General features: G+C 74.4%; 22 protein-coding genes. 11 read left to right on the forward strand and 11 right to left on the reverse strand.

What is annotated here, in order from left to right:
* Nucleotides 1–33: 33 nt before the first annotated feature.
* On the reverse strand, nucleotides 34–1683 hold the full coding sequence (locus K2224_RS04105; RefSeq protein ID WP_221905303.1) for a FadD3 family acyl-CoA ligase: 1650 nt from the start codon (nucleotides 1681–1683) through the stop codon (nucleotides 34–36).
* 111 nt (nucleotides 1684–1794) lie between these two features.
* On the opposite strand from K2224_RS04105, the gene K2224_RS04110 reads away from it, so the two are divergent.
* From K2224_RS04110 to K2224_RS04120, 3 genes are all read left to right on the forward strand, one after another.
* The gene (locus K2224_RS04110) at nucleotides 1795–2946 is read left to right on the forward strand and encodes a lipid-transfer protein (RefSeq protein WP_221905304.1); all 1152 of its coding nucleotides are present in this window, start codon (nucleotides 1795–1797) and stop codon (nucleotides 2944–2946) included.
* A 120-nt stretch (nucleotides 2947–3066) separates the two neighbouring features.
* The gene (locus K2224_RS04115; RefSeq protein WP_221909422.1) at nucleotides 3067–3549 is read left to right on the forward strand and encodes a Zn-ribbon domain-containing OB-fold protein; all 483 of its coding nucleotides are present in this window, start codon (nucleotides 3067–3069) and stop codon (nucleotides 3547–3549) included.
* Nucleotides 3546–4334, forward strand: a complete 789-nt coding sequence (locus K2224_RS04120) for an enoyl-CoA hydratase/isomerase family protein (protein ID WP_221905305.1) — start codon at nucleotides 3546–3548, stop codon at nucleotides 4332–4334. The genes K2224_RS04115 and K2224_RS04120 overlap by 4 nt, the downstream gene beginning before the upstream one ends.
* Before the next feature lie 39 nt (nucleotides 4335–4373).
* Here K2224_RS04120 and K2224_RS04125 read toward each other — a convergent pair whose 3' ends face one another.
* The gene (locus K2224_RS04125; RefSeq protein ID WP_221905306.1) at nucleotides 4374–4961 is read right to left on the reverse strand and encodes a hypothetical protein; all 588 of its coding nucleotides are present in this window, start codon (nucleotides 4959–4961) and stop codon (nucleotides 4374–4376) included.
* A gap of 212 nt (nucleotides 4962–5173) precedes the next feature.
* Between K2224_RS04125 and K2224_RS04130 the strand changes: the two genes are divergently transcribed.
* Nucleotides 5174–6049 carry a hypothetical protein gene (locus K2224_RS04130; protein ID WP_221905307.1) on the forward strand — a complete coding sequence of 292 codons (876 nt, stop codon included), beginning with the start codon at nucleotides 5174–5176 and terminating at the stop codon, nucleotides 6047–6049.
* Between the two features lie 15 nt (nucleotides 6050–6064).
* On the opposite strand, the gene K2224_RS04135 is transcribed toward K2224_RS04130, so the two are convergent.
* Nucleotides 6065–8584 (reverse strand): serine/threonine-protein kinase, encoded by a 2520-nt coding sequence (locus K2224_RS04135; RefSeq protein WP_221905308.1) that lies wholly within the window; start codon nucleotides 8582–8584, stop codon nucleotides 6065–6067.
* 823 nt (nucleotides 8585–9407) lie between these two features.
* Here K2224_RS04135 and K2224_RS04140 point away from each other — a divergent pair.
* Nucleotides 9408–10055: a TetR family transcriptional regulator gene (locus tag K2224_RS04140; protein WP_221905309.1), complete on the forward strand. Its 648-nt coding sequence runs from the start codon at nucleotides 9408–9410 to the stop codon at nucleotides 10053–10055.
* A 410-nt stretch (nucleotides 10056–10465) separates the two neighbouring features.
* Here K2224_RS04140 and K2224_RS04145 read toward each other — a convergent pair whose 3' ends face one another.
* On the reverse strand, nucleotides 10466–10978 hold the full coding sequence (locus K2224_RS04145) for a nitroreductase family deazaflavin-dependent oxidoreductase (protein ID WP_221905310.1): 513 nt from the start codon (nucleotides 10976–10978) through the stop codon (nucleotides 10466–10468).
* A complete protein-coding gene (locus tag K2224_RS04150) occupies nucleotides 10978–12264 on the reverse strand; it encodes an acyl-CoA dehydrogenase family protein (protein WP_221905311.1) in 1287 nt (428 codons plus the stop codon). The genes K2224_RS04145 and K2224_RS04150 overlap by 1 nt, the downstream gene beginning before the upstream one ends.
* A 221-nt stretch (nucleotides 12265–12485) precedes the next feature.
* Between K2224_RS04150 and K2224_RS04155 the strand changes: the two genes are divergently transcribed.
* Nucleotides 12486–13676 (forward strand): thiolase C-terminal domain-containing protein, encoded by a 1191-nt coding sequence (locus K2224_RS04155; RefSeq protein ID WP_221905312.1) that lies wholly within the window; start codon nucleotides 12486–12488, stop codon nucleotides 13674–13676.
* A gap of 170 nt (nucleotides 13677–13846) precedes the next feature.
* On the forward strand, nucleotides 13847–14626 hold the full coding sequence (locus tag K2224_RS04160) for a pyridoxal 5'-phosphate synthase (RefSeq protein ID WP_221905313.1): 780 nt from the start codon (nucleotides 13847–13849) through the stop codon (nucleotides 14624–14626).
* 164 nt (nucleotides 14627–14790) lie between these two features.
* On the opposite strand, the gene K2224_RS04165 is transcribed toward K2224_RS04160, so the two are convergent.
* Entirely contained in the window at nucleotides 14791–15321 is a 531-nt protein-coding gene (locus tag K2224_RS04165) for a Zn-ribbon domain-containing OB-fold protein (protein ID WP_221905314.1), read from the reverse strand.
* A 291-nt stretch (nucleotides 15322–15612) separates the two neighbouring features.
* On the opposite strand from K2224_RS04165, the gene K2224_RS04170 reads away from it, so the two are divergent.
* Both K2224_RS04170 and K2224_RS04175 read left to right on the forward strand, forming a co-directional pair.
* A complete protein-coding gene (locus tag K2224_RS04170) occupies nucleotides 15613–17892 on the forward strand; it encodes an acetate--CoA ligase family protein (protein WP_221905315.1) in 2280 nt (759 codons plus the stop codon).
* Between the two features lie 73 nt (nucleotides 17893–17965).
* Complete coding sequence (locus K2224_RS04175; protein WP_260692331.1) at nucleotides 17966–18859, forward strand: enoyl-CoA hydratase/isomerase family protein; 894 nt, start codon at nucleotides 17966–17968, stop codon at nucleotides 18857–18859.
* A 33-nt stretch (nucleotides 18860–18892) separates the two neighbouring features.
* Here the strand turns inward: K2224_RS04175 and K2224_RS04180 are convergent, their stop codons facing one another.
* Nucleotides 18893–19528, reverse strand: a complete 636-nt coding sequence (locus K2224_RS04180) for a hypothetical protein (protein WP_221905317.1) — start codon at nucleotides 19526–19528, stop codon at nucleotides 18893–18895.
* A complete protein-coding gene (locus K2224_RS04185) occupies nucleotides 19525–20196 on the reverse strand; it encodes an RNA polymerase sigma factor (RefSeq protein ID WP_221905318.1) in 672 nt (223 codons plus the stop codon). Before K2224_RS04185 ends, K2224_RS04180 begins: the two co-directional genes overlap by 4 nt.
* 188 nt (nucleotides 20197–20384) lie before the next feature.
* On the opposite strand from K2224_RS04185, the gene K2224_RS04190 reads away from it, so the two are divergent.
* The gene (locus K2224_RS04190; protein ID WP_260692332.1) at nucleotides 20385–21026 is read left to right on the forward strand and encodes a flavin reductase family protein; all 642 of its coding nucleotides are present in this window, start codon (nucleotides 20385–20387) and stop codon (nucleotides 21024–21026) included.
* 86 nt (nucleotides 21027–21112) lie between these two features.
* Here the strand turns inward: K2224_RS04190 and K2224_RS04195 are convergent, their stop codons facing one another.
* Entirely contained in the window at nucleotides 21113–22186 is a 1074-nt protein-coding gene (locus tag K2224_RS04195) for a Zn-dependent alcohol dehydrogenase (RefSeq protein WP_221905319.1), read from the reverse strand.
* Between the two features lie 322 nt (nucleotides 22187–22508).
* Nucleotides 22509–23453: an SDR family NAD(P)-dependent oxidoreductase gene (locus K2224_RS04200; protein ID WP_221905320.1), complete on the reverse strand. Its 945-nt coding sequence runs from the start codon at nucleotides 23451–23453 to the stop codon at nucleotides 22509–22511.
* Nucleotides 23454–23679: 226 nt separating this feature from the next.
* On the opposite strand from K2224_RS04200, the gene K2224_RS04205 reads away from it, so the two are divergent.
* Nucleotides 23680–24606 (forward strand): cyclase family protein, encoded by a 927-nt coding sequence (locus K2224_RS04205; protein WP_221905321.1) that lies wholly within the window; start codon nucleotides 23680–23682, stop codon nucleotides 24604–24606.
* A gap of 264 nt (nucleotides 24607–24870) precedes the next feature.
* Here the strand turns inward: K2224_RS04205 and K2224_RS04210 are convergent, their stop codons facing one another.
* A complete protein-coding gene (locus tag K2224_RS04210; protein WP_221905322.1) occupies nucleotides 24871–25356 on the reverse strand; it encodes an ATP-binding protein in 486 nt (161 codons plus the stop codon).
* Nucleotides 25357–25415: the final 59 nt, after the last annotated feature.

Consider the following 25415-nt stretch of genomic DNA (forward strand, 5'->3'; position numbering starts at 1 on the left):
AGGCCGCGCCCCGAACCTCTCCGCACCACGCCCCTAGAGCATCCGCAGCGCCCTCCCCACGCCCGAACGCCCGCCCCTCAGTTGCCCCTTCATCACCTTCCCGCCGGCGTTGCGCGGGAGGGCGGGGAGGAACTCCACCTCTCTGGGCACCTTGTAGTTCGCCATCTCGCGGCGGGACCAGGCGATCAGGTCGTCGGCGGTGAGCCGGGAGCCGGGGCGGCGGACCGCATACGCCTTGCCGACCTCGCCGAGGCGGCGGTCGGGGATGCCGACGACGGCGACCTCGGTGATGTCCGGGTGGCGGAGGAGGAGTTGCTCTATCTCGGCGGGATAGGCGTTGAAGCCGCCGACGATGAACATGTCCTTGATGCGGTCGGTGATGCGGAGGTTGCCGTCCGGGTCGAGCACGCCGACGTCACCGGTGCGCAGCCAGCCGTCGGGGGTGATCGCGCGGGAGGTGGCGGCCGGGTCCTCGAAGTAGCCGGACATGACGTGGTAGCCGCGGACCAGGACCTCGCCCGGCTCGCCGGGCGGCATCGGGCGTCCGGCGGCATCCACGATCCGGATCTCGGTGTCCGGTATCGCGCGGCCCGAGGTCGACGCGATCACCTCGGGTGGGTCGCCGCGGCGGCACATGGTGACCACGCCGGTGCTCTCCGACAGGCCGTAGGCGGTCAGGACGGTGGCCACCTTCAGCTCGCCGCGCAGCCGTTCGACCAGCTCCAGCGGGACGACGGCGGCGCCGGTGACGACCAGGCGGAGCGCCGAGAGGTCGTGCAGTCCGCGGTCGGGGTGGTCGAGGAGCTGCTGGTGGAGGGTGGGCGGGCCGGGGAGGACGGAGATCGCCTCGGCGGCGATGTTGGCGAGCGCGGTCTCCACGCTGAAGACCGGCTGCGGGACCATCGTGGCGCCGCGCAGCAGACAGGCGACGATGCCGGCCTTGTAGCCGAAGGTGTGGAAGAAGGGGTTGACGACGAGATAGCGGTCGCCCTCCTGGAGGCCGGCCAGTTCGCTCCAGACGTCATAGGCGCGCAGGGTCTGGCCGTGGGTGATCACGGCACCCTTGGGGTGACCGGTGGTGCCGGAGGTGAAGATGATGTCCGAGGGGTCCTCGGGGCCGAGGGCGTCGGCGCGGGCGCGGACCGTGGCGGGCGACACCGCGGCGCCGCCGGCGAGGAAGTCGCGCCAGGCGGTGAAGTCGGCGGGGGCGTCGTCGGCGAGCACCACGACCCGTTCCAGGTGCGGGAGTCCGGGCAGTGGGCCGCGGCCGTCGCCCCGCTCGGCGGCGCGGCGCAGCGAGGCGACGTAGGACGTGCCGAGGAAGGTGCCGGTGACGAAGAGGACCTTGGCGCGGGTGCGGCGCAGGACGTCGGCCGCCTCGGTGCCCTTGAAGCGGGTGTTGACCGGGACGAGGACCGCGCCGGCGGTGACCGCGCCGAGGGCGGAGACGATCCAGTCGAGGGTGTTGGGCGCCCAGACCGCGATCCGGTCGCCGGGGGCGACGCCGGCCGCGACGCAGGCCGCGGCGGCCCGCTCCACCCGCGCGCCAAGCTCGGCGTAGGACACCCGGGTGCGGCCCTCGACGACGGCCTCCCGGGGGCCGTACCGCGCGGCGGCCGTGCGCACCAGGCGGGCCAGCGACCCGTGGGTCAAGTCCGCCCGCGCATCGAGATGTTCGCCCATCGCATGCCTCCCGCTCCCGGCAAAGGCCCCGCACCGCACTAGCTGACTGTCCGTCAGATTAGCGGTAGCCTCCTCCGCTGTCAGCAGTGACGGCCGACCACGGAGGTGGCGATGGGGGCGACCCTCAAGGACGCTACGGCGATCGTCGGTATCGGACAGACACCCTTTGCCAAACGGCTCCCGGAATCCGAGAAGACCTTGGCGTGCCGGGCGATCGTCGCCGCCCTGGACGACGCCGGGATCGCCCCCTCGGAGGTGGACGCCTTCGCCTCCTACACCATGGAGGAGACCGACGAGGTCGAGATCGCCAAGTCCATCGGCGCCGGCGACGTCACCCACTTCTCCAAGGTCGGCTACGGCGGCGGCGGTTCCTGCGCGACGGTGGGGCACCTGGCCGCGGCCGTCGCCACCGGACAGGCGAGCGTCGGCGTCGCCTGGCGCTCCCGCAAGCGCGGCTCCGGACCCCGGCCGTGGACCGACACCCGCGTCCAGCTGCCGACCCCGGGGCAGTGGACCCGGCCCTTCGGCCTGCTCCGCCCCGCCGACGAGATCGGCATGCTGGCCCGGCGCTACATGCACGAGTACGGCGCCACCCGCGACCACTTCTTCAACGTCGCCCTCGCCTGCCGCAACCGCGCCAACCAGAACCCGGCCGCGATGATGTACGACCGCCCGCTGACCCGCGAGATGTACATGACCGCCCGCTGGATCAGCGAACCGCTCTGCCTCTTCGACAACTGCCTGGAGACGGACGGCGCACTGGCCTGTGTGGTGGTGTCCGCCGAGCGCGCCCGCGACTGCCGCCGGCCACCCGTCTACGTCCACGCCGCCGCCCAGGGCCTGCCCGCCCAGCACCACGGCATGGTCAACTACTGGAACGACGACCCGCTCACCGGCCCGGCCTGGACCGCCGCCCGCCATCTCTGGAAGGGCGCCGACCTCGGCCCGCAGGACGTCGACGTGGCGCAGATCTATGACGCGTTCACCCCCCTGATACCCCTCTCCCTGGAGGGCTACGGCTTCTGCGGACGCGGCGAGGGCGCGGCCTTCACCGAGGGCGGCGCCCTGGAGATCGGCGGCCGGCTCCCGCTCAACACCGGTGGCGGCGGCCTCTCCGAGGCGTATGTGCACGGCTTCAACCTCATCACCGAGGGCGTCCGGCAGCTGCGCGGCACCAGCACCGCGCAGGTCCCGGACGCCGCCACCTGCCTCGTCACCGCGGGCGAGGGAGTGCCCACCTCCGCACTGCTGCTGAGGAGTTGAGAACCGATGCGCCCGGACCGCGCCCCGCACGACACCACCCCCGACTCCGCGACCGCCCGCCACTCCATGACCGCCGGCGACTCCATGACCGCCCGCGACTCCGTAACCGTCCGTGATTCCATGACCACAAGCCTGCCACCCGCCACTGACAATCCCCCCGACCCCGCCGCCGACCTGCTGCTTCCCGTCCCCGACGACGACGGGGCGCCGTTCTGGGACCACGCGGCCCGCGGCGAACTCCGCGTACAGACCTGCACCGACTGCGACGAGCCGCGCTTCCCGCCCCGCCCCTGCTGCCCGCACTGCCAGTCGTTCTCCGCCCACTGGCAGCGGATGAGCGGCCGCGGCCGGATCTGGTCCTACGTCGTCCCGCACCCGCCGCTGCTGCCCGCCTACGCCGCCCAGGCCCCCTACAACGCGATCGTCGTGGAGCTGACCGAGGCCCCGCGGATCCGCCTGGTGGGCAACCTCGTCGCCGCCGCGGACGCCGCCCTGAACTCCGTCGACCCGGCCCGGCTGCGCATCGGCGCCCCGGTGAAGGCGGTCTTCCACACCCTGCCCGGTGGCCTGACCGTCCCCCGCTGGGTCCTGGAGCGGCCGTGACGTCCCCCGGGGTCCGCACCGAGACCACCGACGGGGTCGCCCTGGTCACCCTGGACCGCCCCGCCCGTCACAACGCCCTCGACCTGGCCACCGCCGCCGAACTCGCCGACATCTGGCGGGAGTTCCGTTACGACGACACGGTGCGCGCGGCGGTGCTCACCGGCGCCGGCGACCGCGCCTTCTGCACCGGCCTCGACCGCTCCGCCGACGTGCCCCAGCCGGCCTCCCCGTTCTCCCTCGACGACCCGCTGTTGCGGATCGGCCCCAAGGCCAACGACCTGTGGAAACCGGTGCTCGCCGCGGTCGAGGGGATGGCCTGCGGCGGCGCCTTCTACCTGCTCGGCGAGGCGGAGTTCATCGTCGCCGCCGAGACCGCCACCTTCTTCGACCCGCACACCACCTACGGGATGGTCAGCGCCTACGAGTCCATCCTCATGGCCCAGCGGATGCCGCACGGCGAGATCGCCCGGCTCGCCCTGATGGGCACCGCGGAGCGGCTCGGCGCCCGCCGCGCCCACGAGATCGGCCTGGTCTCCGAACTGACGCCGCCCGGCGCCGCGGCCGGGACCGCGCTGCGCCGCGCCGCGGTACTGGCCGCACAGCCCACCGAAGCCGTCCAGGGCACCGTCCGCGCGCTGTGGGCCGCCAAGGAGGCCACCCGGGCCCAGGCACTGGCGCACGCCCCGCAGCTGATCGCGCTCGGCAACCTGCCGCCGGACCGCCAGGCGGCCCTGTTCGCCGCCCGCCCGCGCAGCACCGGGGCGCCCCCGCCGCCCGTCAGATGACGCCGCCCGCCACCGGGGACGTCGACCGCCGGGCCCGGCTCAGATCTTGGACTTGGTCGCCCGCGTGACCTGGCAGGTGTACCAGAACGCCTGCCAGGAGGACTGGTTCAGCGTGTACTTGGCGGTGTAGGTCTCGGTCGCGCCGGGCGCCACCACGACGCTGCGCTGGTGCTCCCCGTAGGACGAGCCGTCCGCGGGCTTGTCCTTCATCCAGTCGATCCGCATGTCGTAGGAGAACGTGCTGGTCGTGGACGGGTTGGTGATCGAGACGGTGTAGGTGAACTGCCGCAGCGAGGCGGAGAAGTCGCAGCCGCTGCCGCGGACGTCGGACCGCCCGTCCGGGTCGTAGGTCTCCTGCGTCGGCGACGGCGAGTAGGTGTCGTAACTGGGCGTGTACGACGACGACGGCGTCGGGTTGGACGGGTCGTAGCTGGTGGAGGCGGAAGGCGAGGCCGTCGCCCAGCTCGGCGGCACCACGACCTTGGGCCGGCCGAACGCGCAGCCGGCGGCCGTGGCGATGGTCAGTGCCGCCAGACCCGCCGCGACGCCCGCCCTGAGTCCCTTCCGGACGCGTCCCGTGATGCCTGCGGCGGGCGTGCCCATGCGCGTACGCGTGCGCTGCTCCATGTCCTTCGACCATCCCCCGTTGCTCCGTGCGAAGACGCGCCCACCCAGCGGGTTGACGCGTGCACGGCACCCTAGCAAGCCCCGTGGAGGGCCGGTGCGGGCCCCTGGGCGGAGACGGTCCACATCCGGCCGTGCCTGTCTAGCGGGGGCAGACGGGCAGGCGTAGCGTCGGTCACGAGGCGGGCAGGACGAGTCGAAGCGAGGCGACGCCCGTGGTGCGCAACGTTCTCGGCTCCCTGATCGCCCTCGCCGGAGCGACGGCCGCCGTCTGGAGCCCCTTCCGTCCCTGGTACGACGGCCGTCACGGCAGCGACGTCCGGATCGAGGACCTCTTCAACGGCCTCACGGGCAGCGGCGCCACGCTCTTCGGCTCGCTGGTGCTGCCGATGGCCTTCGCCGGGCTGCTGACGCTGGCCGGGGTGGCACTGCGCTCCCGGCTGCTCGTCACCCTCGCCGGGCTGGTCGTCCTGGGCTTCACCGTCCTGTGGATGGTCCGCCAGGCCCAGCGCTCCGGCGAACTCACCGCCGGCGCACACGGAATGGGCGTCGGCGTCGCCAACGCCCTGGGCGGCGGCGCACTGCTGATCCTGGGCGCCCTGATCATGCGCGGGCGCACCCGCCGGGTCGCCGGGCACGAGTACGAGGATGCCGGGTACGGGTCCGGTTACGGGGACCCCTACGAGGACACCTACGGGGACGCGTACCCGCGTTACGAGCCACCGCCCGCGTACCGGGGCCCCGTCCACCGTCCCGCCGAGGAGCGGCACCCGGAACCGTACGGCCCGTCTCCCGGCGCCCCCGACCCGCCCCTGCCGGGCCATCCGGTCCCGCCCCCGTCCCCGTCCCAGCGGCCGACGCCGCCCGTGTCGTGGGGCCGTGAACTGCGGCAACGGGACGTGGAGCCCGCCCACGAACAGGACGACCGGCCGACCCTGCCGAACCGGCAGGCCGCGCCGGACCACCCGACCCTGCCGGACCGGCCCAACTGGCCGGACCGGCCGGACGGAACCGAGGCACCGGACGGAACCGAGGCGCCGCACAGGCCGGACGAACCGGAGGCACCGGACGGGCCCGGTGAGCGCCGCTAGGACCGCACCGCCCGCCTACGGGCGCCGCGCCAGTCCCGTCCCCTTCGCCGCGTCCAGGGCGTACACACAGCGGTCCTTGCTACAGGCGTAGACCACGCCGGCGACCGCCACCGGCGAGCCGGTGATCTCCCCGCCGGTGGCCAGCTTCCAGCGCAGCTGACCGCCCATCGCGTCGAGGGTGTAGAGGCAGTGGTCGGCGGACCCGAAGTGCACCCGTCCCTCGGCGACGACCGGGGAGCCGACGACCTCGGCGCCCGCCTGGAAGCGCCAGCGCGGGGTGCCGGTCACCGCGTCGAGGGTGTAGAGCGCCTTGCCGCTGCCCAGGTGGACGGCGCCGTGCGCGACCAGCACCGGCTCGGTGGACTGGCGGGCCTCGGTGGCGATCCGCCAGCGGTCCCGGCCGTCCGCCGCGTCGAGGGCGTAGACCGTGCCCAGATAGTCGGCGAGGTAGAGGCCGCCGCCGGTGACGGCCGGGCCGGGCGCGAAGGCGGGCGGGCTCAGGAAGACCGCGGGCGCCTCGAAGTGCCAGCGCAGCTCGCCGCGGGCGGCGTCCAGGGCCAGCACCCGGGTGCCGGCGACGACGTACACCGCGCCGTCCGGCGCGGGCAGCAGCCGCATCGGGACGCCGCCGCAGGACGCCGCGTCGCCGACCGGGTACGACCAGCGCTCGGCGCCGGTGCGCTCCTCCAGTGCCCTGAGCCGGCCGTCGGCCCAGACGTAGACCGTGCCGTCCTGCTGCACGGGCGCGGACTCCGGGTTCTCGAAGTCGGTCTGGGCGCCGGTGAGCTCCCAGCGCAGCTCGCCGGTGGCGGCGTCCCACGCCTGGACGCCGCCGCCCCGGGTGGCGGTGACGACGGTGCCGCGGTCGGCGGTGAGGGCGTAGATCCAGCCCTCGCTGTTCAGCCGCCAGCGCTCGCCGCCGTCGTCGGAATCCAGGGCGTAGAGCGTGGGGCCGTCGGAGGCGTGGATCCGGCCCTCGGACACCGCCATCGCCCAGGCGACGTCGCGGGTCTTGAACTTCCGCCGCCCGCTGGCCACATCGAGGGCGTGCACCTCGAACGACGTGACGTAGAGCAGCTCGTCGGCGACCACGGGGGTGCCCCAGACGTCGTTGGACATCCGGAAGCGCCAGGGGCGCCAGCGGCCCGGCTCGGCCGGCGGCGCCTCCGGCGACGTGGTCGGCGGGGCCGGCGCGGGCTCGTGACCTCCGCTGCCCGTGGCGCCCTGCTGCGGCACACCGGCCACGGGGGCGCCGGCCGGCGGGCGGACCCAGTTCGTCGCGGGGGCGGCCGCGCCGTGGTGCTGCGGGGCGTCGGCGGCGCGCGGCCCGGGCCCTATCGGGGCGTGCGAACCGCCCAGCCGCACGGGACCGCCGGCGCCCTCGGGGGCCGGCGGAGCGGATGGCGGGGCGGCGGAGGCCACCGGGGCCGGCGCGCCGCGGGGGTCGGCGGCGCGGTGCGCACCGGGGCCGGCGCCGATCCGGCCGGGCCAGCCGTCGGCGGCCGGCCGCGCGCTCTCGGGCCGCGGGGCGGGCGGCGGCGGGGCCTGCGGCACGGGCGGTGCGGCCACCGGCTCCTGGCGGCCGGTGTCGCGGGGCGCGGCGGGGGACCGCATGACGCTCGGGGCGACGGCGCCCCGGCCGCCGCCGCGCCGCCGCTCGATGAGCGCCACGGCACCGGGCGGCAGCCAGGCCGACGCCGTGCCGCTGTCGTCGCTGCCGGAGCTGAACAGGTGTGGTGCGAGCTGGGACTGGAGGTCGGCCGGGGACGGCCGGTGGGCCGCCTCCATCTGCATACAGGACTCCATCAGCGGCCGCAGCTCGTCCGGCAGCCCGGCGAGGTCCGGCCCCTCCCGGAGCAGCATGAAGACCGTCTCGACGGGGTTGGCGCCGTGGAACGGGGCGTGCCCGGTGGCGGCGAAGACCAGGGTGGAGCCCAGCGAGAAGACATCGCTGGCGCCGGTGACGCTGCGGGAGTCGCGGGCCTGCTCCGGTGACATGTAGGCCGGGGTGCCGACGGCGACGTTGGTCATCGTCAGCCGGGTGTTGGACACCCCGGAGGCGATGCCGAAGTCGATCACCCGGGGGCCGTCCTCGACCACCAGGACGTTGGACGGCTTCAGGTCGCGGTGGACGAGCCCGGCGCCGTGGATGGACTGGAGCGCCTCCGCGATCCCGGCGGCCAGCCAGCGCACCGCCTGGACGGGCAGCGGCCCGCACTCATTGACTATCTCCTCCAGGGAGGGCGCGGGGACGTACGCCGTCGCCAGCCAGGGCACCGCGGCGCGCGGGTCGGCGTCGACCACCGCCGCGGTGTAGAAGCCGCTGACCGCGCGGGCCGCCTCCACCTCGCGGGTGAACCGGACCCGGAACAGCTGGTCCTCGGCGAGTTCGGACCGGACCGTCTTGATCGCCACGCGCCGGCCGGATGCCGAGCGCGCCAGATAGACCAGGCCCATGCCGCCGGCCCCGAGACGGCCCAGCACCTCGAACGGGCCGATCCGCCGAGGATCGTGCTGCGTCAGCTGCTCCACCACTTGCCTGCCACCTCCCCGTGGGGCATAGAACGAGACTCTCCATAGCCACGGGCCGCCGAGAGCCACTGCCCCGCGCAGCGTCTCCCCGCCTGTGGCAAGGACCGTCGAAACGGCCGTACGCGCCCTGATTCTTCCTGGCCGGGCCGATGGTTGCGAACCCGGGGCCTGTCGGCCGTGTCACGACTCACCCCCTGCGATACGCAACAAGGCCATTACCTGGCGTATTCCACCCCGCCCTGACGTGCGCCGATACGTCCGGGGTCGGGCGATTGCCGAGGGGTTACCGGCCGGTTGCGGGCCGCCCGGAGGCGCCGTGCGCGGATTTTCCGCCGCGCTTCGCCCCATCCGGACGGAAGGGTTCCGCGCGGACCGGCCGACGACGAAGCCCCGCGCGACCCGTCGGCGCCCGGTGGACGCCCGGATCCGCGGCCGGTCCCCGTGGCCGAAAATCGCCCATTCCTCCACCCCCGTCGCCCACCCGTGTCCGTACGCATGCCCTCCCCCGTGGCCCATTCCGCGTCAGCGGATCAATTCTGCTTCGCCCGGGGCGATTTCGGCGCCAGGGCGCCGCGCGTGGCGCACGGATTCCGGCGCCGGCCCCGCCCGGCGTCGCCGGTCCCGCGGTGGACCCTTGTCCACCAAAGTTGTCCACAGGCTGTTGATAACAGCATTCACTGGATCGGACCAATGGCCGTCCGCCCGGCTCGGGCCGCGACCGGGCCCGCAACCATGGCGGCAGCGGACGTCCGACGGCCCGAACTCCCCGGTCCCCATTTGCAGGCAGCCAAATCGCGCTCCGATCACCCCTCGGTAAGCTGACGGCATGACAGGACAAGTTCGAACCGTCGACGGCAGAGTTGCCGGTCGCCGCGGACAGGCGACGCGGCAAAAGCTTCTCGACTGCCTCAGTGAAATGCTCAGTTCGTCCCCCTATCGGGACGTCAAAGTCATCGATGTGGCCCGAAAAGCGGGCACTTCACCCGCGACGTTCTATCAGTACTTCCCCGACGTCGAAGGCGCGGTCCTCGAAATCGCCGAAGAGATGGCGAAAGAGGGCGCGAGCCTGACGGATCTGGTCGCCGAACGCTCCTGGGTGGGCAAGTCCGGTTGGCAGTCCGCGGAAGAACTGGTCGAGGGCTTCCTCTCCTTCTGGCGCAAGCACGACGCGATCCTGCGCGTCGTCGACCTGGGCGCCGCCGAGGGCGACAAGCGGTTCTACAAGATCCGCATGAAGATCCTCAACGCGGTCACCAACTCCCTTACGGAGTCGATCCAGGAGCTCCAGGCCAAGAACAAGGTCGACAAGGACGTCAGCGCGGCGGCCATGGCCGGTTCCCTGGTCGCGATGCTGGCGGCGGTCGCCGGCCACCAGAAGGGCTTCCAGAGCTGGGGCGTCAAGCAGGCCGAACTCAAGCCCAACCTGGCGCTGCTGGTCCACTTCGGCATCACCGGCAAGAAGCCGACCAAGTAGCCGGCCTCCCGAAGCGCCGGCCCCAGAAGTCCGCGTCGGGCCGCCGCTCCACCGGGAACGCCGCGTCGCCGTACGGCCGTACCGCCGGTGCCACCGCTCCGGGAGCGCCGCGCGACCACGCCGCGCCTCGGCAGCAGCTCTGCCGCCGGGGAAGCCGGAGCTTCCCCGATGTCCCGTGATTTCCGGGGCAGTTCGATCCCCGTCCTGTAACCGTCCTGCCATAGCTGTACACCACACGCAGCCGGGTGCCGACCGTCCCCCAGGGGGCCGTACGGCACCCGCTGCGTGTACGGGGCCGGTTCGGGCCGTCCCGCGTACGCGTCCCCATCCGGCTTTCGCCCAGGGCCCGTTCGGTGCCCGCTTCAGCACCGACCCGCGCGGTCCACCCCCGTTCAACCGATCCGCCCCGTTCACCGATCCATGCGGTCCTTCCGGCCCTTTCGGTCCATCCGGTCCGACCGATCCAGCCGGAACAGTCGGATCTCCCGTTCCACCCGCGCCTGATAGGCCGCGTACGGCGGCCAGAACGCCAGCGCCGCCCGCCAGGCCCGTTCGCGCTCCTCCCCGGTCAGCAGCCGGGCCCGCACCGGGATGTCCCGGCCCCGCCAACTCACCTCCGCCTCCGGGTTCTTCAGGAGATTTCCCGTCCAGGCCGGATGCCCCGGGCGCCCGAAGTTGCTGCCGACCAGCAGCCAGCCGCCGTCGTCCTGCGGCATACAGGCCAGCGGAGTGCGCCGCGGCAGCCCGCTCCGCGCGCCGGTCGCGGTGAGCACGACGCCGGGCAACATCCGCGCACTGAGCAGCTTCCGGCCGCCGGACAGCCGGTGGACGGCGCGGTCGAGCACGGGGATGACGTGCGGTGCGATCCGCGCGAACGTCCGGGTCGCGGAGATCTTCTGCACCAGTCGCGCACGCCGGCCCATCAGGCGCCGACCGCCTCTCGCGCCGCCGGATCCGCGACGGCGCCCGCACCCCCCTCCCCGGCCCCGAACAGGCCCGCCTGCTCGGCCGCCCGGGCCCGTAGCCGGTGCACCGGGCCCAGCAGCAGCTCGTCGCCGGCCGCCCGCTGGAAGCAGAGGTGCGCCGCGTCCTCCCCGGCGGAGCCGACGCCGCCGGGCAGCCGCACCGCCTCCGCGGCCACCGCACGCAGCGCCTCCAGCCCCTGGGCCAGCGCCAACGCGCCCACTCCGGGCTCGGCGCGGCCGCCGCCCGCCGCCCAGGCCGCGTGGTACGCCGCCGAGCGCGCCGCCCGCACCGCCACGTACAGCTCGACCAGCCGGCGCTGCACCGCCTGGAAGGCACCGTCCGACCGCCCGCCCCGGTCGCGCTCCCTGACCCAGCCGACCGTCCGGGACAGCGTCGCGTCGGCCGCTCCGACCGCCTCGGCCGCCAGGCACGCGGCCGCCGTCGCCCCGGTGACGGCCAGCGCCGCGGCCGCCGCCTCCGCGGCGACGGCGTCCCCGCTCCCGTGTCCTGTCGGGGCGTCTCCCAGCAACTCGGCTTCCACCTCGCGGAGTTCGACGCGCGCCTGCGGCCGGGCGCCGTCCGGTGCCGTCTGCCGGGCCCGCAGCAGCCCCGGCACCGCCGCACCGTCCGCGCCCTTGGCCCGTACGGCGAAGAGCAGGGTGCGGCTGCGCGCGAACCCGCCGGTGTGCGCGGCGACGACCAGCACGTCCGCGGTGTGCCCGTCGAGGACGTGACCCGCCTCCCCGTAGAGCCGCCAGCCGTTGTCGACGGTCCGCGCCTGGATTCCGCCGGCCCGGCCGCCGCCGGCCCAGTCGCCGCCGTTGGGCCCGGTCAGCGCGAGCGCGGTGGCCAGTTGCCCGCCCGGTACGACGAGGGTGGCGGTCAGCTCCCCGGTGGCCAGGCCCGGCAGCAGCTCGGCACGGAGGCGCTCGCCACCCAGCGCCAGGATCAGCGGGGCGGCCAGCACGGTGGTGGCGAGCAGCGGCGCGGGGAGGACGGCGCGGCCGGTCTCCTCGCAGGCCAGGGCGAGTTCGGTGGGCCCGCGGCCGCGGCCGCCGTACGCGGTGGGCAGGGCCAGACCGGGCAGGCCGGCCTCCCGGGCGAGCCGCCGCCACAACTCCGGGTCGTGGCCCGTCGGGTTGCGGGCCGCGGCCCTGCCCCCCTCCGGGCCGCGGCGCTTGCCCAGCAGCTCGCGCAGCGTGCGGCGGATCTCGACCTGCTCCTCGGTGAACGCGGCATCCATCGGCGGGCTCCTCCCGACCGTGCGGCGGATCCCGCCCGCTCGGCCGGGATCCGAAGCTGACAGCGTCCGGACCCGCCAGGGCCCCGGTCCAACAGGGATCGGAACCGACAGGATCCAAATCTGACGGAGCGTCATGGTAGGTACGGGGGCGGCACTTTCCTAGAGAGGCGACGGTGCATCCCGTAGGGCGGGAGGGATGGATCTGATGTACCGTCAGATCCATGACGCTGACGTCAGGGACCCTCTTCCGGAAACGCAAGGTTGCCGTCGCCGGAGTCGCGCTCTCCGACTGCGGACGGGTGGACGAGGCCACCCCGTACGCCCTGCACGCCCAGGCCGCCCGCCGGGCGCTCGCCGACTCCGGGCTCGACCGGTCGGCGATCGACGGCTTCGCCTCGGCCGGCCTCGGCACCCTCGCCCCCGTCGAAGTCGCCGAATACCTGGGACTGCGCCCCACCTGGGTGGACTCCACCGCGGTCGGCGGCGCCACCTGGGAGGTGATGGCCGCGCACGCCGCCGACGCGATCGCGGCCGGCCACGCCAACGCCGTCCTCCTGGTCTACGGCTCCACCGCGCGCGCCGACCTCAAGGCCGGGCGCCGCACCGCCAACCTCTCCTTCGGCTCCCGGGGCCCGCTCCAGTTCGAGGTCCCCTACGGGCACACCCTGATCGCCAAGTACGCGATGGCCGCGCGCCGCCATCAGCACCAGTACGGGACCACCCTGGAACAGCTGGCCGAGATAGCCGTCCAGGCGCGCGCCAACGCGGCCGCCAACCCCGACGCCATGTATCGCGAACCGATCACCGTGGACGAGGTGCTGTCCGGGCCGGTGATCGCCGACCCGTTCACCAAGCTGCACTGCTGCATCCGCTCCGACGGCGGCTGCGCGGTGCTGCTGGTCGCCGAGGACCACGTGCCCGACCTGGCCAAGCGCCCGGTCTGGGTGCTCGGTTCGGGCACCGCCGTCTCGCACACGTCCATGGCGGAGTGGGACGACTTCACCGTCTCCCCCGCCGCCGTCTCCGGCCGACTCGCCTTCGAACGCGCCGGCGTCCGCCCCGCCGAGATCGACCTCGCCGAGATCTACGACGCCTTCACCTACATGACCCTGGTGACACTGGAGGACCTGGGCTTCTGCGCCAAGGGGGAGGGCGGCGCGTTCGTCGAGAAGGGGCGGCTGCTGCGGGACGGCGCGCTGCCGGTCAACACCGACGGCGGCGGGCTGGCCGCCTGCCATCCCGGTATGCGGGGGCTGTTCCTGCTGGTCGAGGCGGTCCGCCAGCTCCGCGGTGAGGCCGGCCCGGGCCGCCAGGTCCACAAGCCGGGCGGCGCCCTGCCACGGCTCGCCGTGGCGTCCGGCACCGGCGGCTGGTTCTGCTCGTCGGGGACGGTGGTGCTGGGGGCGGGGTGACGGGGGCGGGGTGACCCGGTCGGGGCGGGTTACTACCGGGGGGGGAGGGGTTTCCGTCTGGGGCCGGTGCGCCTTGGCCGCGGCGCGCGGCGCGGGTGGCCGACGCGTGGTCACCGCGCCCCACGCCGCCCCCAGCGCGCGCCGCGCGTGCCCCGCGTACGCTGCCCGACATGCCCGAGCACACGGATCACCGCGCCGACGGGGCCGCGCCCGCCCCCGAACCGTCCCCGGAGACCGACACCGAGACCGAGACCGGCACAGGCACCGACACCGACAGCGGCGCAGGTGACGACGCCCGCTCCTTCCATGAGCTGCTGCGCGGTCTGCGGGTCTGGGAGGCGGAGCTGCCGTCCTTCGAGCCGGAGCAGGCGCCGGGCGAGCCACTGCCGCTGTTCCGGCAGTGGCTGCGGGAGGCCGCCGAGGCCGGCGTCCCCGAGCCGCACACCATGTCGCTGGCCACGGCGGACGCGACCGGCGACCCGTCCGTGCGCATCGTGATGCTGCACGACGCGGACGAGCGCGGCTGGCACTTCGGCACCCACCGCGACAGCCGCAAGGGCCGCGAGCTGGCCGCCCGTCCGCGGGCCGCGCTGGCCTTCTACTGGGCGGCGGTCGGCCGCCAGGTGCGGGTGCGGGGCACGGTGACCGCGGCGAGCCCGCAGGAGAGCGCGGCCGATCTGCACCGCCGCTCCACGGGCGCGCTGGCCGCCGCCCTGGTGGGCCACCAGAGCGAGGTGCTGGGCTCGTCCGCCGAGCTGGCCCGCGCCGCGGACGCCGCCTGGGAGCGTGCCCGCCGCGAACCGGACGCGCCGGTCCCGAGCTGGACGCTGTACGTACTGCGCGCCGACGAGGTCGAGTTCTTCCAGGGCGATCAGCGTCGGCGTCAGCACGTAAGACTCAACTACCGCCGAGTGGAGGGTGGTTGGGAGCGGGAACTGCTCTGGCCATGAGGCAGGCGCGCCGGCCGCCGAGGCGCAGAGGCCATGGACGCCACGACGACCCCGGAGGCCACGGCAGCCCTGGGGATCACGACGGCCCCGGGGATCACGGGAGTCACGGGGGCACGGGGGCATGGGGGCACGGGGGTCACGGGGGCACTGAGGCCACGGAGGGTTCACTCCGGCCGGAAGACCGGGACGGCGTATCCACCGCCCGTCGCCGGACCGCCGCCGACCCCCTCCGCCGACTCGGGGCGGAAGTGGACCACGAGCGGCATCCCGATCCGCAGGTCCGACTCCGCGCAGTCGATCACCTCGGTCATCATCCGGGGCCCTTCGGCCAGTTCGACGACGGCCGCCACGTACGGGACGCGACCCCCGAAGGGCGGAAGGTCGTTGCGGTGCACCACGGACCAGGTGTAGAGGGTGGCCCGGCCGCCGGCCGGCTCCCAGACGACGTCCTCGCTCCAGCAGTACGGGCAGAACTCGCGCGGGTAGTGGTGCGCCACCCCGCACCCCTCGGCCCGGCACCGGCGCAGCAGCAGCCGCCCCTCGACCGCGGCCTCCCAGTAGAGCCGGGTGAAGGCATCCACCTCCGGCAGATCGAACCGCACCACCGCGCGCCCCGACCCACCCGCGCCACCGGCCCCGCTCGTATCCCGGGCCCGCCCCGCACCCCCGGCCTGTGTCGCCTCCCGCGCCGTCATCGGACCACCCGCCCCACGCTCGCTCTCACCATCTCGGCCTGACGGTACGTCAGTTCAGCTCATCCCCGACCCGACCGCAAGAGGGGCGCTTCTCGGGGTACCCCCAGGGACACCACGAGAAGCGCTCCAAGGGACCTCCCCGAGAAGCGCCCCCAGTCACCCCCAACCTTTACCGCGCACACCCATTCCTGACGCGTCGTCAGTTCAGTAATCTGACTAAATGTCAGCTACGGCTGAGCGCGGTACGGCGCGCAGTCCACGAGAGCCGTCACACAGGAGCGGGCGTCTGCGATGCTTGGATCGACTCACGGCACCCTCACCACGCACTCCCGGCCGGCCCGCGTCGTGGCCTGCGGGGAGCGCTCACCCCACACCGTCCACGGCGTCAGCGACCCCGGCGGGGCCGACGGCCCGGGGGCCGCCGGCGGCGACTCCGCGGCCGTCCGGGCCGTCGCCGACCGAGACGTCAGCGGCCGCCCGCTGTACGCACCCGTGCCGGACCTGGACCGCTTCTTCCGGCCCGCGTCGGTGGCCGTGATCGGCGCCTCGGACAGCGAGGGCCGCCCCAACACCGGCATCACCCGGCAGCTGATCGCCTGGGCGGAACGGGTCGGCGCCCGGCTCCACCCCGTCAACCCCGGGCGCGAGCAGGTCTTCGGCCTGCCCTGCCACACCGGCGTCGCCGACCTGCCGGAGACCGTCGACCTCGCGGTGCTGCTGGTCGGCGACCCCCTGCCGGTCATCGGGCAACTGGCCGAGGCCAAGGTGAAGTTCGCGGTCGCCTTCGCCTCCGGTTTCGCCGAGACCGGCGAGGACGGCGCGGCCGCCCAGGCCCGGCTGGCCGAGGCCGTCGCCCGCTCGGGCCTGCGGCTGCTCGGTCCCAACACCAACCTCAACGCCTTCGAGAGGTTCCGCGACGACCTCGACGGGCCCGCCATCGCCCTGATCACGCAGTCGGGCCACCAGGGCCGGCCGGTCTTCACCCTCCAGGAGCTGGGCATCCGCCTCTCACACTGGGCCCCGACCGGCAACGAGGCCGATCTGGAGACCGCCGACTTCCTCTCCTACTTCGCCTCCCGTCCCGAGGTCGGCGCGATCGCCGCGTATGTGGAAGGGCTCAAGGACGGCCGCAGCTTCCTGCTGGCCGCCGACCGCGCCGCCCGCAACAGGGTGCCGGTGGTCGTCGTCAAGGTCGGCCGCACCGAGACCGGCGCCCGGACCGCCGCCTCGCACACCGGCAAACTCACCGGCGCGGACGAGGTGGTGGACGCCGCGATGCGGCAGTTCGGCGTGATCCGGGTGGACGGCCTCGACGAACTCCAGGACACCGCGGCGCTGCTGGCGCGGGCCAGGAAACCCACCGCCGAGGGCGTCGCGGTGTATTCGATCTCCGGCGGCACCGGCGCGCACTTCGCCGACCTGGCGGCCGCGGCGGGCCTGACCCTCCCCACGCTGTCCGACGCCAAGCAGACCGAACTCCACCAGTGGATACCGGGCTACCTCAACGTCGCCAACCCGATCGACAACGGCGGGCACCCGGTCGGCGACCGGCGCGGCCGCAGGATCATCGACGCGATCCTCGCCGACCCGTCCGTGGGCGTCCTGATCTGCCCGATCACCGGCCCCTTCCCGCCCATGAGCGACAAGCTGGCACAGGACCTCGTCGACGCGGCGGAGCGCACGGACAAGCCGGTGTGCGTCGTCTGGGGCTCGCCGGTCGGCACCGAGGACGCCTATCGCCGCACCCTCCTCGGCTCCTCCCGGGTGGCGACCTTCCGCACCTTCGCCAACTGCATCACCGCCGTCCGCGCCTATCTGGACCACCACCGCTTCACCGCCCACTACCGCTCCCCCTTCGACGACGCCCCCCGCACGCTCTCCCCCTCCGCCCGCAAGGCCCAGGCCCTGCTGCGCCCCGGCCGGCAGCTCAGCGAGCACGCGGCGAAGCAGCTGCTGCGCGCCTACGGCATCCGCGTACCGCGGGAACAGCTGGTGACCAGCGCGGCGGCGGCCGTCCGGGCGGCGAGCCTGGTCGGCTATCCGGTGGTGCTGAAGGGCTCCGGTCCGGAACTGGCCCACAAGACCGAACTCGGGCTCGTCAAGGTCGGGTTGACCTCGGCCAGCCAGGTCCGCGAGGCATACCGCGAGCTGACCGAGATCGCCCGCTACGAGGACCTGCCGCTGGACGGCGTCCTCGTCTGCCAGATGGTCGAACGCGGCGTCGAGATGGTCGTCGGCGTCACCCCCGACCCGCTCTTCGGGCCGACCGTCTCCGTCGGCCTCGGCGGAGTGCTGGTGGAGGTCCTCCAGGACCTCGCGGTGGGCGTCCCGCCCTTCGGGGAGCAGCACGCCCGCGCCATGCTCCGCCGGCTGCGCGGCCACGCCCTCCTGGAGGGCGTCCGCGGCATGCCGCCCGCGGACACCGACGCACTGGTCGAGACGGTGCTGCGGGTGCAGCGGATGGCGATGGAACTCGACGGCGAACTGGCGGAGTTGGACATCAATCCGCTGGTCGTCCTGGAACGCGGCCAGGGCGCGGTGGCCCTGGACGCCCTGGCGATCTGCCACTGACCGCCACCGCGCCGACCGCCCGGCCGACCATCCGCCCGCCGCACTCCGCCCGCTTCCCTGGAGCCGCTCCCCCATGACGTCCACACCTTCCCCCCGTCCCGCTGCCGCCGGCCCATCCGGCCCATCCGGCCCTGCCGATCCCTCCACTGCCGCCCGTCCGGCCGAACTCGCCGATCCCGTCGATTCATTGATACGGCACACCACTGACAACGGCGTCACCCAGCTCACCCTCAACCGCCCGGACGCCCTCAACGCCCTCACCCCGGAGATGCGCGAACGCCTCGTCGGCCTGCTCGCCGACGCCTCCGCCGACCCGGGCGTGCGCGCCGTGGTGCTCACCGCGACCGGCAAGGGCTTCTGCGCCGGCGCCGACCTGCGCGGCGCGCCGGCCGCCGGCGACCGGGTCGCGGGCGACGTGGCGCGGCTGATCCGGAACGGCGCCCAGCGTTTCATCGCCGCCGTGCTGGACTGCGAGAAGCCGGTGATCGCCGCCGTCAACGGCACCGCCGCCGGGATCGGCGCGCATCTCGCGTTCGCCTGCGACCTGGTGCTGGCCGCCGAATCGGCGCGCTTCATCGAGGTGTTCGTCCGCCGCGGCCTGGTCCCGGACGGCGGCGGCGGCTATCTGCTGCCGCGGCTCGTCGGCCCGCAGCGCGCCAAGGAGCTGATGTTCTTCGGTGACGCCGTACCGGCCGCCGACGCCGCCCGGCTGGGCCTGGTCAACCGGGTCGTGCCCGACGGGGAGTTGGCGCGGACCGCCCGGGAGTGGGCCGAGCGCCTCGCCGCCGGCCCCACCCGCGCCCTCGCCCTCACCAAAGCGCTGGTCAACGCCTCCCTGGACGCCGACCGCGGTGCGGCCTTCGCGGCCGAGGCCACCGCCCAGGAGGTCAACATGGCGACGGCGGACGCCCGGGAAGGCGTCGCGTCCTTCGTCGAACGCCGCCGCCCCACGTTCCGGGGGAGGTGAAGCCCGCGCCCCCGGCCACCCGGTCCGGCTCGCTCACTCCCCCGGGCACTCCGGAACCTCCCGGGTATTACGGGTGCGCACCCCGGGCAGCCAGCCCTCCGCCCCCTGCCCGGTGCGCACCAGATACCACCGGGTGGAGGTGACGCCCTCTTCGTCCCGCACCAGTTGTCCGTCCGACACCACGCACCGGGCCGTCACCACCTCCCCGTGCCACACCCGGCCCGTAAAGTTCCCGCGCGCCGCGTACGCCCGGTGCGGGTCCCGGGCCAGCCGCAGCGCGCACTCCAGGGTGTGCGGGGCGCGGCAGGCCGTCTCGCTGTTGTAGACCGTGAGCGGCACCGTGGGCGGCGGCCCGGCCGGTCTGACGTCCACGGCTCCCGGCCGCAGCAGCACCCACCACACCCCGAGGACCACCGCCGCCACGGCTGCCGCGACCGCCAGCGCGACGGCATACGGGCGCCGCCGCGGCAGCCCGACCACGGCGGCGCCGCCCCGGGGCGCCGGGCCCGCCGCCCGCCCGTCCCCCGCGGGCTCCCTGATCCGCTCCCAGAGGCCGCCGGGCGTCTCGATCGCCTCGTCGGCCGCCCGCAGTCTCGCCCGCAGCAGCGCCTCGGCCTCGTCCTGCCCGCCCGCGCCGTCCCGTGGCCCCGCGCCCACCGTGCCGCTCACCTCCCGGCCTGCCCGTGCTCCGATTCAACGAGGTACGCGCGCAGCCTGTCCAGGGCCCGCGCCCGGTGCCGGGCGGCGGTGCCGCGGTGCACCTTCATGATCTTCGCGGCCTGATCGATCGTGTACCCGTCCAGGTCGACGAGGATGACGATCCCCGCCTGCCGGTGCGAGAGCCGCCCCAGCAGCCGCACCGCCTCCAGCTCCGCGTGCCGCCGCGCGACCCCGCCGTCCCACTCGCCGAACCCGCCGCCGGCCGGCCCCGCGCCGCCGCCGACCCCCTCCACCTCGTCGACCTCCTCCACCAGCACCTGCCGCCGCTCCTTGCGGTACGCGTCCCGGGCGACGCTGAGGACGGCGGTGAAGGCGTAGGCGTACGGCTCCGGGTGGGCGAGGAAGCGCTGTGGACGGGCGGCGAGCTTGAGGTACGCCTCGTGCACCACGTCCTCCGCGGACTGGCGCGTGCCGGCCAGCATCACGGCCCGGCGGTAGAGCCGCGGCAGCAGCCCGCAGAAGACCTCGTCGAACGCCGCCGACGGGGTGGCCCCGGAGCCCGGCGGGGCCCCGGACGCGGTCGGCTGCTGCGGCCGGGACGAACTGGCGGGGCCGCCCGGACGGGCCCCCTGGGAACCGGCGGCCGACCGGGAGGTCGGCGGTGTCGCATCGGCCATGTACCGGAACACTCCCCCGTGCTTGGCTACGGCGCGGCCGAGGTGGAAGGTACCCGAGCGCTCGGCAGCCAATCAGGAACGCGTCCCCCAATCTCCCCCGAACCACCGTGATCCGGCCCGCGGGTCGCCGCCGAACCACCCGTGTGAGTGGCACCCGCCCCTTCCTATCTGACGGGCCATCAGTTTCAATGGGCGGCATGATGGGACACGCCGGAATGGCGGCCACGGCCATCCGCTACCTCCGCTCCGTCGGCGCCCCCACCGCCGCGACCCCGACGGCCCCGCCCGCCCGCACCGCTGCCGCGCGCCCCTCGCTGCGCGCCGTCCGCGACGACGAGCGCGCCCCCCTGGACGCGGCCGAATTCCGCTCCGTCCTGGGACACTTCGCGAGCGGCGTCACGATCATCACGGCCCCCGGCGAGCCGGGTCCGGCCGGCTTCGCCTGCCAGTCCTTCGCCTCGCTCTCCCTGGACCCGCCCCTGGTGGCGTTCATGGTGGGCCGCACCTCGGCGACCTGGCCGCGTCTGGCGCGGGCCGGCGTCTTCTGCGTCAACGTCCTCGGTGCCGAGCAGGGCGGCCTCTGCCGCGCGTTCGCGGTCAGCGGCGCCGACAAGTTCGCCGGCGTCCGCCACACCCCGGCCCCGGTCACCGGTTCGCCCCGCCTCGCGGACGTCCCCGCCTGGATCGACTGCACGATCCACGCCGTCCACACCGGCGGCGACCACCTCGTCGTCGTCGGCCGCGTCGAGGCCCTGGGCACCGACCCGGCCGCCGCGGAGCGGGGCCCGCTCCTCTTCCACCGGGGAGCGTTCGGCCGACTCGCCCCGTAGGAGCGCCGCGCTCCGGGCGCCCTACGGGGCCACGCGGCGGAACCGGGTGAGCGGCCGAAGGACCGCGGGGCACAGGGGTCGGGCTCCTAGCCCCCGAAGACCAGCACCGCCCGTGCCACCCGCCCGCCGTGGGTGTCGTCCGCGGCCTTGGCGAAGTCGTCCACTTCGTACGTCCGGGTCACCAACTCGTCCAGCAGCAGCCGCCCTTCGCGGTAGAGCCGGGCGTAGAGGGCGATGTCCCGCTGGGGACGGGCGGAGCCGTAGCGGCAGCCGAGGATGGACTTGTCCAGATACATGGCGGAGACCAGGAAGGACGCCTCCGCGGTGGCCGGCGGGACGCCCAGCAGCACCGCCTGCCCGTGCCGGTCCAGCAGGTCGATCGCCTGCCGGATCAGCCGCGTGCTGCCCACGCACTCGAAGGTGTGGTCGGCCCCGGTCGGCAGGATCCCCTTCACCGCCCGGACGCTGTCCGGCACCGCCGACGCGTCCACGAAGTGGGTGGCCCCGAACTGCCGCGCCATCGCCTCCTTCGCGGGGTTGGCGTCCACCGCCACGATCACCGACGCGCCCGCGATCCGGGCGCCCTGGAGCACATTGAGCCCGATCCCGCCGGCCCCGATCACCACCACCGAGTCCCCGCGGTCCACCCGCGCCCGGTTCAGCACCGCCCCCACACCGGTCAGCACCCCGCACCCGATGAGCGCGGCGGAGGCCGGCGGGATCTCCTTCGGGATCTTCACCGCCTGCACCGCCTTGACGACCGTACGCTCCGCGAACGCCGAGTTCGAGGCGAAGTTGAACAGCTCCGCACCGCCCCGCCGGAACGGCTTCGCCGGCATTCCGATCGCCTTGCGGCACATCGTCGGCCGGCCGCGGTCGCACTCCGCGCACGCCCCGCAGTTCGCCAGCGTCGACAGCGCCACATGGTCCCCGGGCACCACATGGGCAACTCCCGCCCCGACGGCCTCGACCACCCCCGCGCCCTCGTGTCCCAGCACCACCGGCACCGGAAACGGAATCGTCCCGTCGATCACCGACAGATCGCTGTGGCACAACCCGGCCGCCCGTATGCCCACCAGCACCTCGCCGGGCCCCGGGTCCCGCACCTCCAGGTCGTCCACGACCCGGACCTGCTCCCCGTCGAACACAACACCCTTCATCCCCGCTCCAGTCTTGGCAGGCCGAGCCCCGCCCGGCAACGACGTCGCACCGCACTCGAAAGCGCCCCCGGTTCGCACACTCCCCCCGCTCCCTCCCACCCACGCACACCCCCACCCACCCGGAAATCCCCCCACCCACGGAAGGGGACGGGCCGGAGGGGCAGGGGTGTGCCGGACGTAAAGCGCAGCAGTCCGGCACACCCCTGCCCCGCAGGCCCGGCACCGCACCCAACAGCCCCGCGCAGCGGCACCGCGCCGCAGGCGCACAAGGCGAACCCCTACGACGGGAAAGCCGACGACGTGGGAAACAAGCCGAGCGCAGCTATCCGTTGGGCCGCTCCCCCGCCGCCGCTGCCCTGGCCATCTCCGCCAACTGCGCCAGCATCGGCATCGGATCGACGCCGACGCCGACCGGCCCGGCGACCGCCTCGGCGACCCGCTCCGGCGTCCACCAGGGCCCCCCGCCGGCGTCCGGCCACCTCTCGTCGGCGCGGACGGAACGCAGTTCCGCCGGCTGGGCCCACACCGCGATCTTCGGCCCCGCCACCGTGTACACCTGGCCGGTGACCCCGTCGGCCCGTGCCCGATCGCCGAGCAGGTAGACCACGAACGCCGCCACGTCCTCCGGTTCGCCGATCTCCGTCAGCTCCATCGGCACATTGGCCGACATCCGCGTCCGGGCGACCGGCGCCACCGCGTTGGCGGTCACCCCGTACTTGTGCAGGCCCAGCGCCGCGCTGCGGACCAGCGAGATGATCCCGCCCTTGGCCGAGGCGTAGTTGGCCTGGGCGACGCTGCCCTGGTGGTTGCCGCTGGTGAAGCCGATCAGGGTGCCGGACTTCTGCTTGCGCATCACCGCCGCGGCGGCCCGGAAGACCGTGAAGGTGCCCTTGAGGTGCGTGGCGACGACCGGGTCCCACTCCTCCTCGGACATGTTGAAGAGCATCCGCTCGCGCAGGATGCCGGCCACGCACACCGCGCCGTCGATCCGCCCGTACTCGGCGAGCGCGGTGTCCACGATCCGCTGCCCGCCCGCCATCGTGGAGACGTCGTCGGCGACGGCAGTGGCGGTGCCGCCCGCCGCCTCGATCTCCTTGACGACGGCCGTCGCCACCTCGCTGCTCGGCTCGTCGCCGTCGACGGCGACGCCGTAGTCGTTGACCACCACCTTCGCGCCCTCCGCGGCGGCGGCCAGGGCGACGGCCCGCCCGATGCCGCGGCCGGCGCCCGTGACGGCGACCACCTTGCCGGCCAAGAAGTTCCCCATGCCGCGCCCCTTCCCACGTTTTCTGACGGACCGTTAGATTTTTGAGCAGACGCGGTACGAGCACAAGCCCCCGGACCGCCCCCGGCCCACCGGGCGACAGGACCGGCCGGGCGCCCCCGGCCACCCACCACCGCCGACCGCACCGGAAACCCCGCCCCTCCGCTCACCCCCGCCCCGGAGCCGCCCCGAAACCACCCCGCCCACTCCCGACCCAAGGAGCCGCCCCATGCCCCTGCCCGAGGAGTTCCACGACATCGCCCGGCGCGTGAACAACTGGGGCCGCTGGGGCCCGGACGACGAGATCGGCACCCTGAACCTGATCACCCCGGACGTGGTGCGCGCCGCCGCCGCGACCGTACGCAGCGGCCGCCGCGTCCCGCTCGCCCTGCCGCTCCGGCAGGACGGCGTGCAGACCGGCGTGATCCCGGGGCGGGTCAACCCGCTGCACACCATGGTCGCCATCAACCAGGAGATCTTCGGCCCGGGGACCGTGGGCACCTCCGACGACACCGTCACCATGGGCCTCCAGGCCGCCACCCACTGGGACGGCCTGGCCCATGTCTCGCACTCGGGGCGGCTCTACAACGGCCGGCCGGCCGACACCGTCACCGCGCACCGCGGCGCCACCGCCCTGGGCATCGAGAAGGCCACCCCGCTGCTCTCCCGCGGGGTGCTGCTGGACGTGGCGCGGGCCCGCGGCACCGACCGGCTGCCGGGCGGGCACGCGGTCACGCCGGAGGACCTGGACGCCGCCGAGGAGTTGGCCGGGACGGCGGTCCGCCCCGGCGACGTGGTCCTGGTCCGGACGGGCCAGCTCCGGCACTACCTGGCCGGCGACCGCGAGGCGTACGCGTTCCCCTCGCCCGGGCTGTCGCTGCGCACCCCGGAGTGGTTCCACGCCCGCGGGGTCGCCGCGGTCGCCAACGACACCCTGGCCTTCGAGATCTTCCCGCCGGAGGTCGACGGTCTGTGGATGCCGGTGCACGCCCTGCACCTCGTCGAGATGGGCATGCCCCAGGGCCAGAACTGGAACCTGGAGGAGCTGTCGACGGCCTGCGCGGAGGAGGGCCGGCACGCCTTCCTGCTGTCCGCGGTGGCCGAGCCGTTCGTCGGCGGCACGGGCAGCCCGGTGGCGCCGGTGGCGGTGCTGTGAGGCCGGGCGGCGCACCGTCCGCGGTGCGCGACCGGCTCCGGACCGGCCAGGCGACGGCGCGCGCTGCGCGCCCCGAGCACGGCATCGCGGGCCGCCACCTGGCTCCGGGCCGCGATCCGCACTCGCCAAGGCCGCGGGCCACCGGCCCTGCACGCCCTTGCCGTCCCCTCACGGCGCATCGCTTCCCCAAGAGTGATCACCGGAGAACGCCACGTCAACACCTGGTCTGGACTAATTCCGCGTCAGGCGAACCGATTCAGCGATTTACGACCGGTTTGTCGTGGCACTCGTTACGGCGCAAGCCGGGTCATACGCCCCCAAGTCGGCACCGGCCGCCATCAGCAGCGGCTGCCCGCGGTCGACTTCGCACCAGATCCGCTTGCCGGCTCCCTCGCGCTGCCAGCCCCAGCGGTCCGCGAGGCCGTCGACCAGCTCCAGACCACGGCCGTTGGTGTCCTCGCCGTCCGCGTGCCGGGGGCGCGGCGGGCGGGCGCTGACGTCCACCACCTCGACCCGCACGGTGCCCACCACGGCACCCGTGCCCGAGAAGCACATCCGCAGCCGGGCCGCCGAGCCCGTGTGCACCACGGCGTTGGTGACCAGCTCGGAGATCAGCAGGATCAGCGTCTCGGCGAGCGGTTCGTCCGCCCCTATTCCCGACCCCGCGAGCCTCGACCGGGCCCACCGCCGCGCCCGCCCCACTTCCGCGGGGTCGGGCCGCACTTCCAACTGCACTTGAAGCACCTGCACCGCTCACACCATCCGAACCGGCGGAAACATCGCCTCGCGCCTCCACGGAGTCACGGTGC

Source organism: Streptomyces sp. BHT-5-2 (assembly GCF_019774615.1).
Lineage (GTDB): Bacteria > Actinomycetota > Actinomycetes > Streptomycetales > Streptomycetaceae > Streptomyces.

Excerpts from the sequence above, each read along its gene's own strand:
- K2224_RS04105 (WP_221905303.1), bottom strand. The coding sequence starts at position 1,683 with ATGGGCGAACATCTCGATGCGCGGGCGGACTTGACCCACGGGTCGCTG.
- K2224_RS04110 (WP_221905304.1), top strand. The coding sequence starts at position 1,795 with ATGGGGGCGACCCTCAAGGACGCTACGGCGATCGTCGGTATCGGACAG.
- K2224_RS04115 (WP_221909422.1), top strand. The coding sequence starts at position 3,067 with ATGACCACAAGCCTGCCACCCGCCACTGACAATCCCCCCGACCCCGCC.
- K2224_RS04125 (WP_221905306.1), bottom strand. The coding sequence starts at position 4,961 with ATGGAGCAGCGCACGCGTACGCGCATGGGCACGCCCGCCGCAGGCATC.
- K2224_RS04140 (WP_221905309.1), top strand. The coding sequence starts at position 9,408 with ATGACAGGACAAGTTCGAACCGTCGACGGCAGAGTTGCCGGTCGCCGC.
- K2224_RS04145 (WP_221905310.1), bottom strand. The coding sequence starts at position 10,978 with ATGGGCCGGCGTGCGCGACTGGTGCAGAAGATCTCCGCGACCCGGACG.
- K2224_RS04150 (WP_221905311.1), bottom strand. The coding sequence starts at position 12,264 with ATGGATGCCGCGTTCACCGAGGAGCAGGTCGAGATCCGCCGCACGCTG.
- K2224_RS04155 (WP_221905312.1), top strand. The coding sequence starts at position 12,486 with ATGACGCTGACGTCAGGGACCCTCTTCCGGAAACGCAAGGTTGCCGTC.
- K2224_RS04160 (WP_221905313.1), top strand. The coding sequence starts at position 13,847 with ATGCCCGAGCACACGGATCACCGCGCCGACGGGGCCGCGCCCGCCCCC.
- K2224_RS04165 (WP_221905314.1), bottom strand. The coding sequence starts at position 15,321 with ATGACGGCGCGGGAGGCGACACAGGCCGGGGGTGCGGGGCGGGCCCGG.
- K2224_RS04170 (WP_221905315.1), top strand. The coding sequence starts at position 15,613 with ATGCTTGGATCGACTCACGGCACCCTCACCACGCACTCCCGGCCGGCC.
- K2224_RS04175 (WP_260692331.1), top strand. The coding sequence starts at position 17,966 with ATGACGTCCACACCTTCCCCCCGTCCCGCTGCCGCCGGCCCATCCGGC.
- K2224_RS04185 (WP_221905318.1), bottom strand. The coding sequence starts at position 20,196 with ATGGCCGATGCGACACCGCCGACCTCCCGGTCGGCCGCCGGTTCCCAG.
- K2224_RS04190 (WP_260692332.1), top strand. The coding sequence starts at position 20,385 with ATGGGCGGCATGATGGGACACGCCGGAATGGCGGCCACGGCCATCCGC.
- K2224_RS04195 (WP_221905319.1), bottom strand. The coding sequence starts at position 22,186 with ATGAAGGGTGTTGTGTTCGACGGGGAGCAGGTCCGGGTCGTGGACGAC.
- K2224_RS04200 (WP_221905320.1), bottom strand. The coding sequence starts at position 23,453 with ATGGGGAACTTCTTGGCCGGCAAGGTGGTCGCCGTCACGGGCGCCGGC.
- K2224_RS04205 (WP_221905321.1), top strand. The coding sequence starts at position 23,680 with ATGCCCCTGCCCGAGGAGTTCCACGACATCGCCCGGCGCGTGAACAAC.